General features: G+C 51.6%; 1 CRISPR repeat array (running past one end of the window).

From position 1 onward, the window contains the following. The first annotated feature begins 59 nt into the window (after window positions 1-59). Window positions 60-12008: direct repeats of the CRISPR family, unit length 36 nt; unit sequence GTTTCCAATTTCTAGGGATCCCCCCGAAGGGGGAAC; it runs 1376 nt beyond the window's last position.

A 12008-nucleotide genomic window follows, 5' to 3' on the forward strand; every position in this document is an offset into this window, starting at 1 on the left:
ATCCCCCCGAAGGGGGAACATCCCCTGCGGTTGCGGGGATCCGGGTTGCTTTGTCCGTGGTTTCCAATTTCTAGGGATCCCCCCGAAGGGGGAACAAAAGAACACCTAGGATTATCTCCTGGGTGTTTGATGTTTCCAATTTCTAGGGATCCCCCCGAAGGGGGAACCTCACACACATGGACTGGTCAGTCCATCCATGTGAAGGTTTCCAATTTCTAGGGATCCCCCCGAAGGGGGAACATCCCCTGCGGTTGCGGGGATCCGGGTTGCTTTGTCCGTGGTTTCCAATTTCTAGGGATCCCCCCGAAGGGGGAACTAGGAGGATTCTATGTCTACTGCTGTATTCTCATATCGGTTTCCAATTTCTAGGGATCCCCCCGAAGGGGGAACTTGCCCCTGAGGCATCTCGGGGGTACCGCTAGAACATTCTCGTTTCCAATTTCTAGGGATCCCCCCGAAGGGGGAACCCCCCCATGAGTGAGATCCGGAAGTTTCTGGACGGCGTGGTGTTTCCAATTTCTAGGGATCCCCCCGAAGGGGGAACTCCACATCGAAGCTTGGCGCAACCCCGTTTTACCGGGTTTCCAATTTCTAGGGATCCCCCCGAAGGGGGAACCACCCGAATGGAAAAACGAAGCGTGTCTCATCAATGGTCGTGGTTTCCAATTTCTAGGGATCCCCCCGAAGGGGGAACTTCTTGTTTGATAGCTTGACGGGCCTTTTTACGTCTTGGTTTCCAATTTCTAGGGATCCCCCCGAAGGGGGAACCAGGAAGGGATATCGCCTTGCCAAGAGTTTTCAGAGTTTCCAATTTCTAGGGATCCCCCCGAAGGGGGAACGCGGCTGCCGCGGTGCTGATGCCCTAGGCGAGCGCTATGCAGTTTCCAATTTCTAGGGATCCCCCCGAAGGGGGAACCACTGGGTGATCAACTGGTAGTCCACTAGACAGCCAGTTTCCAATTTCTAGGGATCCCCCCGAAGGGGGAACAAGACTGCTCGGATCCCGAACTCCTGGACGCGGTGGCGTTTCCAATTTCTAGGGATCCCCCCGAAGGGGGAACTATTTCGGATCGCCAGAATCAGTTGGCGCATAAATGTTTCCAATTTCTAGGGATCCCCCCGAAGGGGGAACTAGACAGGCAGGTTTAGTCGCTCACCTGCCTTAGGAGGTTGGTTTCCAATTTCTAGGGATCCCCCCGAAGGGGGAACGAGGTTTTATGAGCGATTCTCACGCTTGCCCGTACTGCGGTTGTTTCCAATTTCTAGGGATCCCCCCGAAGGGGGAACAATCGCTACATGGTGGTGGAATTATTCCACCAAAACGTTTCCAATTTCTAGGGATCCCCCCGAAGGGGGAACTTGCTGTGATTCCAGTAGAAGGTTTTGTTCCCGATGTTTCCAATTTCTAGGGATCCCCCCGAAGGGGGAACACACTAGGTACTCATCCCAGTACTCCCCAAAATTAGGGTCACGTTTCCAATTTCTAGGGATCCCCCCGAAGGGGGAACGCCCAGGAAGGCCTCTTTAGTCTTTTGGAAGTACGATACTGTTTCCAATTTCTAGGGATCCCCCCGAAGGGGGAACGAACAGCTCCGCATCCTGATACAGCGCAAAGCCATGCAAAGTTTCCAATTTCTAGGGATCCCCCCGAAGGGGGAACGAATGAGAGTTGCCGATTGGTAATCGTAGATGCGAAAGTTTCCAATTTCTAGGGATCCCCCCGAAGGGGGAACAATATGTCTACGTTGACACACCGTGCCAAGAAGAGGGCAGTTTCCAATTTCTAGGGATCCCCCCGAAGGGGGAACAGCTCGGCTCGAAGCCGAGCGTAAAGCTCGGCTCGAGTTTCCAATTTCTAGGGATCCCCCCGAAGGGGGAACGAGGTAGATGAAGAGAAGTGGCCAAGTCCCTCATGGGCGTTTCCAATTTCTAGGGATCCCCCCGAAGGGGGAACAAACAGGACAAGTGGAGGAATTAGACACAGAAAGCTCCGTGTTTCCAATTTCTAGGGATCCCCCCGAAGGGGGAACTTGAATCCCACCCCGATTGGGTGGGCAATGGGGGAAGTTTCCAATTTCTAGGGATCCCCCCGAAGGGGGAACTTTCTACCTGCCTAAGGGAGTATCCTGTTGAGCTTAGTTTCCAATTTCTAGGGATCCCCCCGAAGGGGGAACACGGACAGCCTCCCAGTCGTCGTTTGCAGCTTCGATGTTTCCAATTTCTAGGGATCCCCCCGAAGGGGGAACCGAGGTCATCGTGTTCTGGGTCTATGCACCTCTTCAAGTTTCCAATTTCTAGGGATCCCCCCGAAGGGGGAACAAGATAACTGGCCATGCCCGGATTGGGCGGTGGCTTGTGTTTCCAATTTCTAGGGATCCCCCCGAAGGGGGAACTTTGAAAGGGAGGTCCCATGTACAAGTATACCAAGGAACAGTTTCCAATTTCTAGGGATCCCCCCGAAGGGGGAACCATTGGATGGTTCAGGATAGGTACGACTGGCATGTCCCAGTTTCCAATTTCTAGGGATCCCCCCGAAGGGGGAACGTCACTGGATCGTGTTAGAAACCGGATGGAACCGGGTGTTTCCAATTTCTAGGGATCCCCCCGAAGGGGGAACCGCTGGTTAATGATCGAGGAGGGCTGGAGCGATGGTGGTTTCCAATTTCTAGGGATCCCCCCGAAGGGGGAACGATTAGCGTGCAGCCCATCACTGCCCATGAAGGGGGATGTTTCCAATTTCTAGGGATCCCCCCGAAGGGGGAACATTGAAGACCCACTACGTGTGCTGCGGGGCATGCAGTTCTGTTTCCAATTTCTAGGGATCCCCCCGAAGGGGGAACTAGATCAACCCTCATCTAGCCTAGAGCCAAAAGTAAATACTGTTTCCAATTTCTAGGGATCCCCCCGAAGGGGGAACAACTTTACCCTAGGAGGGTGCTATGACTATTCCTAAAGTTTCCAATTTCTAGGGATCCCCCCGAAGGGGGAACTTTGACCAATTTGTAGATTGGAATTACGTAGTACAGTGTTTCCAATTTCTAGGGATCCCCCCGAAGGGGGAACCAGGGGATCGTCCCAAACCCCCCGATCGCTTTAAACTGGTTTCCAATTTCTAGGGATCCCCCCGAAGGGGGAACCCCTTGTGTGGGAATAAAGAACACCCAGGAAAATCCTGTTTCCAATTTCTAGGGATCCCCCCGAAGGGGGAACTTTATCCCTAATGAAGGGAGGGCTGTATGCGTTATAGTTTCCAATTTCTAGGGATCCCCCCGAAGGGGGAACTTGATGAGGCTTGCGTGATCGTGCCACTCAGGCGGGCACTCGTTTCCAATTTCTAGGGATCCCCCCGAAGGGGGAACCTTAATAATCATGGTAACCTCCTAAGGCAGTGAGAAGTTTCCAATTTCTAGGGATCCCCCCGAAGGGGGAACCCAATACCATATCATCCCCTTGTCGGGGCTATATGCATAGTTTCCAATTTCTAGGGATCCCCCCGAAGGGGGAACACCCAACCAGCTTTAGCATTACATTCATCTGTTATAGTTTCCAATTTCTAGGGATCCCCCCGAAGGGGGAACCTTCAGTACAAGGACTGTATCGCCATCTGTGTCCCGTTTCCAATTTCTAGGGATCCCCCCGAAGGGGGAACGCATCACATGATATAGGTTTAAATATGTTTGATGCAGTGTTTCCAATTTCTAGGGATCCCCCCGAAGGGGGAACTCTACTAAAGAATTTTATGAAGCATATGTGAATGATGTTTCCAATTTCTAGGGATCCCCCCGAAGGGGGAACAGCCTACTCTACTGATTGCTCTGGCAAGACTGCGGGTGTTTCCAATTTCTAGGGATCCCCCCGAAGGGGGAACAAACAGCTAAGTTAAACAACGTAATTAAAGAGTTAACTGTTTCCAATTTCTAGGGATCCCCCCGAAGGGGGAACTAAAGGGACTACGGCCTATGGAAGAGAATGAGATGGCGTTTCCAATTTCTAGGGATCCCCCCGAAGGGGGAACTTGAGTAACCCAAGAGTATGCCTAAGGGAGTACTACCTATGTTTCCAATTTCTAGGGATCCCCCCGAAGGGGGAACTTGAGTAACCCAAGAGTATGCCTAAGGGAGTACTACCTATGTTTCCAATTTCTAGGGATCCCCCCGAAGGGGGAACTTTAGGGGAACAAAGCACCTAGATTATCTACAAGAGCGTTTCCAATTTCTAGGGATCCCCCCGAAGGGGGAACTCGGCGGTAGGGATCCGGATCGTATAGGTCACGATTAGTTTCCAATTTCTAGGGATCCCCCCGAAGGGGGAACAACTTCCATCGCTAAGAAGCTCTCTCAATCAGGTAGTTTCCAATTTCTAGGGATCCCCCCGAAGGGGGAACCCTAAGGCAGGGAATGACATAAACCTGCCTAAAAATGTTTCCAATTTCTAGGGATCCCCCCGAAGGGGGAACGACACCATCATCTACCGTTACGCTTACAACTTCGGTAGTTTCCAATTTCTAGGGATCCCCCCGAAGGGGGAACTCGAAGAAGGTTGGCACGACACCGTCGTCCAATACCTCTAGTTTCCAATTTCTAGGGATCCCCCCGAAGGGGGAACTAGTATTGGGTCGTATACCCAGGAACACCTCCGGCTTGTTTCCAATTTCTAGGGATCCCCCCGAAGGGGGAACCCGTAAGGTGGAGTTTAAACAAAACGGAGTCCGTTTGATAGTTTCCAATTTCTAGGGATCCCCCCGAAGGGGGAACAGGTTGAACGCCTCGCCTAGATGTGAAGACAATCCACCGTTTCCAATTTCTAGGGATCCCCCCGAAGGGGGAACCTGAAACATTCCCTCTACGGGCCTTAATTGCCCCAGGAAGGTTTCCAATTTCTAGGGATCCCCCCGAAGGGGGAACTTGATTGGCTCACCGACCTCGAGACGTGGGACCCCGGTTTCCAATTTCTAGGGATCCCCCCGAAGGGGGAACTCCGGGGCTACGAAACGCATCCCCATTACTATGTAATGTTTCCAATTTCTAGGGATCCCCCCGAAGGGGGAACCACAAAAGCGCGAGCGCGCTAGGAAGCGTTTCAACAAGTTTCCAATTTCTAGGGATCCCCCCGAAGGGGGAACACTTGCTAGTATTGTGTGAGCGCACAAACGGCGCTGACCATGTTTCCAATTTCTAGGGATCCCCCCGAAGGGGGAACAGTAAAATACGAGGTGTACTCGCGCCACCAAGCCACCTCGGTTTCCAATTTCTAGGGATCCCCCCGAAGGGGGAACTACTGGTTAATTCTAGAAACCGGGTGGAACCGGGTGTTTCCAATTTCTAGGGATCCCCCCGAAGGGGGAACCTCATAGTACGTAGCATCAACGGTAAAACAATGTACTGTTTCCAATTTCTAGGGATCCCCCCGAAGGGGGAACTTGGTTGCTGAGGATTTCTTCTTTCGTGAACATAACTGTTTCCAATTTCTAGGGATCCCCCCGAAGGGGGAACACAAGTATATTCAGGACTGCACAATACACCCGTCTGCTGTTTCCAATTTCTAGGGATCCCCCCGAAGGGGGAACGTTGTTTATCCCAATTAAAGGGAGGATCGTATGGCAGTTTCCAATTTCTAGGGATCCCCCCGAAGGGGGAACAAAATCCGGCAATACTAATAAGTAAATCCGGATCATCGTTTCCAATTTCTAGGGATCCCCCCGAAGGGGGAACTTGCAATTGCAGTTAATTGCAGATGTTACTGCATCCGGTTTCCAATTTCTAGGGATCCCCCCGAAGGGGGAACCGGTCTTTCACTGACCATACGGTCAGCTTCCGGAGTTGGTTTCCAATTTCTAGGGATCCCCCCGAAGGGGGAACAGCTTCCTGGTGGAAGCCAACCTTTGGCGAGTTGAGTTTCCAATTTCTAGGGATCCCCCCGAAGGGGGAACACGAATTCAATCTTCGTGAGATAGACGAGATCTTCCAAGTTTCCAATTTCTAGGGATCCCCCCGAAGGGGGAACTTGATGGGGTAGTCATGGTTATCCGCGGTGGGTCAACAAGTTTCCAATTTCTAGGGATCCCCCCGAAGGGGGAACATGAGCCCGCTCCCGAGGTGGTATATCCGCACTGCACGCTTGTTTCCAATTTCTAGGGATCCCCCCGAAGGGGGAACAAGATAAAAAGGCTACCTAATGGATCTCAGTCCTTAGGTGTTTCCAATTTCTAGGGATCCCCCCGAAGGGGGAACGGAGGTTTGTATGACCAAGCCACTAAGTCGGATGTTGTTTCCAATTTCTAGGGATCCCCCCGAAGGGGGAACGTCCCTAGGGGGACAGTGGCTTTCACTCCGAATTCTTGTTTCCAATTTCTAGGGATCCCCCCGAAGGGGGAACAATAACTGATCCTACTAAACCTTGTGGTACTTCACGTAAAGTTTCCAATTTCTAGGGATCCCCCCGAAGGGGGAACCCGGTAAATCTACCGCTCTCGCGAAGTCCGAATGGGCTGAGTTTCCAATTTCTAGGGATCCCCCCGAAGGGGGAACCTAATTACTCTCTCAGTGAGATTCAAAGCCAAGCTGGTCGTTTCCAATTTCTAGGGATCCCCCCGAAGGGGGAACGCTAAGCTGGATCCTAACCAACTTCAGCAGCTAAAGTTTCCAATTTCTAGGGATCCCCCCGAAGGGGGAACGCAGATTCATTCTGCAGGGAAGTGGCATTTTGATCCAAAGAGTTTCCAATTTCTAGGGATCCCCCCGAAGGGGGAACCTTCCTTTAAAATCCGGACGATTTCTGCAGCCTCTCGCAGGTTTCCAATTTCTAGGGATCCCCCCGAAGGGGGAACATCCCCAGGATCGGCGCAATCGGGATCAGGATCAGGATGTTTCCAATTTCTAGGGATCCCCCCGAAGGGGGAACTAGACTAACCTCCCCCAACACCAGCACCCAGGTATTTCAGTTTCCAATTTCTAGGGATCCCCCCGAAGGGGGAACTGGAGTCAAAGAGCCTACGGCAGGCAAATGACTGTTTAAAGGTTTCCAATTTCTAGGGATCCCCCCGAAGGGGGAACCAACTTCAAAGTGCAGCTGCATACAAACCTCCCTTTAATTAGGTTTCCAATTTCTAGGGATCCCCCCGAAGGGGGAACATCCGCATGTCCGTGGCTGAAGCCCTCGGGCTTCCCGTTTCCAATTTCTAGGGATCCCCCCGAAGGGGGAACGCGTGTGGGTTGTAGCGGTATTCAACCACTACACTAGGAGTTTCCAATTTCTAGGGATCCCCCCGAAGGGGGAACGTCGAAGTAAATTCTAGTAGTGTCGTAGTTGGGGTTAGGTTTCCAATTTCTAGGGATCCCCCCGAAGGGGGAACCAATAAAAGGGAGGTAGTTATGTACACAATGGTAGAGTTTCCAATTTCTAGGGATCCCCCCGAAGGGGGAACTCCGAGATGAACTCACCAACGAACTGAAGAGACTCAAGTTTCCAATTTCTAGGGATCCCCCCGAAGGGGGAACCCGGTACGACCGGTGGCCATTCTGCTTGGACGTCTTTGCTTGTTTCCAATTTCTAGGGATCCCCCCGAAGGGGGAACGAGAGATCGATCCGGCAGCAGAGGAGCTAACGATTAACTGTTTCCAATTTCTAGGGATCCCCCCGAAGGGGGAACCCTTTTTTGTTTGGAAGAATGCTTGATGGTATGCAAGGTTTCCAATTTCTAGGGATCCCCCCGAAGGGGGAACCTACGCCGAGTTTCGCCGCTAACGAGCCAAACGCCTGGGGTTTCCAATTTCTAGGGATCCCCCCGAAGGGGGAACGTTTGCTTCATGGCTACAGAAGCAGTCTGAGGCCATCTTGTTTCCAATTTCTAGGGATCCCCCCGAAGGGGGAACGCACAAGTGGCACCTTCACCCAAGCAAATCGGGCCCAGGTTTCCAATTTCTAGGGATCCCCCCGAAGGGGGAACAAAGCCATTCGAGGGGATTCGCGTTTCAAAAACCTGGTGTTTCCAATTTCTAGGGATCCCCCCGAAGGGGGAACGTGCAAAAGCTGATCCGGTATTTACCTTGAGTTTATGTTTCCAATTTCTAGGGATCCCCCCGAAGGGGGAACAAAGCCATTCGAGGGGATTCGCGTTTCAAAAACCTGGTGTTTCCAATTTCTAGGGATCCCCCCGAAGGGGGAACGTGCAAAAGCTGATCCGGTATTTACCTTGAGTTTATGTTTCCAATTTCTAGGGATCCCCCCGAAGGGGGAACAGATCCGGGCCTTCAGGCTTTCACCATTGACCTCGAGATGTTTCCAATTTCTAGGGATCCCCCCGAAGGGGGAACGGCACCCTGCTACGACGGTTGGGTCGTACTGGAGGAGTTTCCAATTTCTAGGGATCCCCCCGAAGGGGGAACTTTCACCAGAAGTTTGTAAGCAACCTGGTGGACCAAAAGGCTTGTTTCCAATTTCTAGGGATCCCCCCGAAGGGGGAACTTTATAAAGCCCACGTTAGCCCTGCTAACGCTCAATTGTTTCCAATTTCTAGGGATCCCCCCGAAGGGGGAACAGGACCAAACATTGCATGTTGTTGAGGTCTCTATCAAGTTTCCAATTTCTAGGGATCCCCCCGAAGGGGGAACAAGGAGAGGTCAATTTCACCCAGAGTTGGGTGTTGGAGTTGTTTCCAATTTCTAGGGATCCCCCCGAAGGGGGAACAGTCTTCAGAATCATAATCGAAGCTAGACTCGTCATGTTTCCAATTTCTAGGGATCCCCCCGAAGGGGGAACAATCTAATCATCATTCCAAATGCAGTCAAAACTTTGGGGTTTCCAATTTCTAGGGATCCCCCCGAAGGGGGAACACGCCGAAGGTCGTAGTCCATCCGCAGGGAAATTCACGTTTCCAATTTCTAGGGATCCCCCCGAAGGGGGAACAGCCATAATCATCCTCCTATCTCAGCAGGTGAATCACGTTTCCAATTTCTAGGGATCCCCCCGAAGGGGGAACCCGCTTAACGAAGCGGTGCCCATATCTGACTTAGTCTATAATAGTTTCCAATTTCTAGGGATCCCCCCGAAGGGGGAACAAGAGACTGAACTCCTCGAGGGCATTCCGTGCCCTGGTTTCCAATTTCTAGGGATCCCCCCGAAGGGGGAACTAAAATCTCTGAAATAGCCATGTCCAGAACTTCTAGTTTCCAATTTCTAGGGATCCCCCCGAAGGGGGAACAAATGTTCGGCACAGCCTACCCCAACTACTACATGGTGTTTCCAATTTCTAGGGATCCCCCCGAAGGGGGAACAAGCTTACGGCTTTTCTGTCCCCATTCATGACATCTGGTTTCCAATTTCTAGGGATCCCCCCGAAGGGGGAACTTTATACAGTGTTTGGAGAACGAGGGAGAGAGGAGCGTTTCCAATTTCTAGGGATCCCCCCGAAGGGGGAACGAGGAGTCTATATGGATATTCGCAACGCCTACCGGACGTTTCCAATTTCTAGGGATCCCCCCGAAGGGGGAACGTCAAAGGTTGCACACGGTTGACTCGCGATCAAATGTTTCCAATTTCTAGGGATCCCCCCGAAGGGGGAACGACCAGTCCATGTGGTCTATCAGCCACCGGAATTCCTCTTTGTTTCCAATTTCTAGGGATCCCCCCGAAGGGGGAACATGAAGTCCCCTTTGTTAAAGGGATTGTAAACATACAGTTTCCAATTTCTAGGGATCCCCCCGAAGGGGGAACCTTGAGGGGGAGGTTTAGATTAACCTAGTCGATATCGTTTCCAATTTCTAGGGATCCCCCCGAAGGGGGAACAATGAAGACTTTGCGACTAACCCAAGAGGTAATTGATGTTTCCAATTTCTAGGGATCCCCCCGAAGGGGGAACCACGTTATCCAAATGCTGGTAAACACAAGCTTGGTAAAGTTTCCAATTTCTAGGGATCCCCCCGAAGGGGGAACCCCCACAAGTGTATAACACCTGTAGAGTCTATCCACGGTGTTTCCAATTTCTAGGGATCCCCCCGAAGGGGGAACTTGATCTAGTCTTCCCCCATCAAGGCTGCCAATCAGGCAGTTTCCAATTTCTAGGGATCCCCCCGAAGGGGGAACAATCGGCAGGGAATGACTGAAGCCTGCCTTCAAAAGTTTCCAATTTCTAGGGATCCCCCCGAAGGGGGAACTTTGGGGTTGGTCCAGAGCCCCTCATCTGGGGTTACCCAGTTTCCAATTTCTAGGGATCCCCCCGAAGGGGGAACGTGAAAACAGGAAAATTATGCTCAAACTCGTTAAGAAGTTTCCAATTTCTAGGGATCCCCCCGAAGGGGGAACACAAAATGCAATACCACTTCAACGTTTTGTTGAACGGTTTCCAATTTCTAGGGATCCCCCCGAAGGGGGAACTGTAGAGTCTTCCTTATTGTTATCAATGTTTAGTAGCTGTTTCCAATTTCTAGGGATCCCCCCGAAGGGGGAACGGCATTCCACGACTTGTACCTGTGTTAGCAAGTACAGGGTTTCCAATTTCTAGGGATCCCCCCGAAGGGGGAACTACGTCTTCAGGGTTTAGGTACACATCGTACCCGTTGGTGTTTCCAATTTCTAGGGATCCCCCCGAAGGGGGAACACGTATACGAGAAGTTTGAAGACTATGTTCCGTATCACTGTTTCCAATTTCTAGGGATCCCCCCGAAGGGGGAACTGCCTCTTCCCTTAGCCAAGGGAAGAAAACACCTATGGTTTCCAATTTCTAGGGATCCCCCCGAAGGGGGAACCCAATACCTGCTCTCCAATTGAGTCCTCCAGATCCACGTTTCCAATTTCTAGGGATCCCCCCGAAGGGGGAACACGAGATCTTCCAAACTATTAAAAACGAATAACTAAAGTTTCCAATTTCTAGGGATCCCCCCGAAGGGGGAACGTGGATTAGGATACCACTTCCCGGCAGAATGAATCTGCAGTTTCCAATTTCTAGGGATCCCCCCGAAGGGGGAACGAGCAAATCAGGGCGGCAAAAGCCGCGTACCGGGCTGCCAGTTTCCAATTTCTAGGGATCCCCCCGAAGGGGGAACCCCTACGTGATGACTACACCATCGACTCTGACCTGTGTTTCCAATTTCTAGGGATCCCCCCGAAGGGGGAACACTAAATCCCCAGTCTAGCCATCAGGTCTGCAAGCTGTTTCCAATTTCTAGGGATCCCCCCGAAGGGGGAACCAGCGAGGAACTTGTCGATGGGTTTCCTAATCGAAGTTTCCAATTTCTAGGGATCCCCCCGAAGGGGGAACCTGAAACGCAGAATTTGAACCTTGTACATAGTTAATGTTTCCAATTTCTAGGGATCCCCCCGAAGGGGGAACAGCTCAGTAGGGAGGTTTATGAGTATAGAGTATATAACTGTTTCCAATTTCTAGGGATCCCCCCGAAGGGGGAACCTCCAAAATATTTGGGATGAGGTTGAGTATGTCAAGGTTTCCAATTTCTAGGGATCCCCCCGAAGGGGGAACTGTGGGGTACATCTCCTTGAGCTTCCTGCTCACCTGTGGTTTCCAATTTCTAGGGATCCCCCCGAAGGGGGAACAGTCATCACGCAGTATGACGTTGAGGCAGCCAAACAGTTTCCAATTTCTAGGGATCCCCCCGAAGGGGGAACAACACCCAGGTGAAATACCTGGGTGTGTTGGGGGAGGTTTCCAATTTCTAGGGATCCCCCCGAAGGGGGAACATCATAATCAACCTCCATCTAGCAGTCTACACGTTTTGTTTCCAATTTCTAGGGATCCCCCCGAAGGGGGAACTGAAGACAACCTGGATCCCCGCAGTGGCATTGCACAGTTTCCAATTTCTAGGGATCCCCCCGAAGGGGGAACCCGAGAAGCTCTCGGATTGTAACTTAATCAAGGCTGCAAGTTTCCAATTTCTAGGGATCCCCCCGAAGGGGGAACCATTTGGAATAAAGACAGGAACGGTTACGTTATCAAGTTTCCAATTTCTAGGGATCCCCCCGAAGGGGGAACCTGAAATTGGCCTAACCAACTGGAC

The sequence above is a fragment of the Thermostichus sp. MS-CIW-38 genome (genome assembly GCF_054058415.1).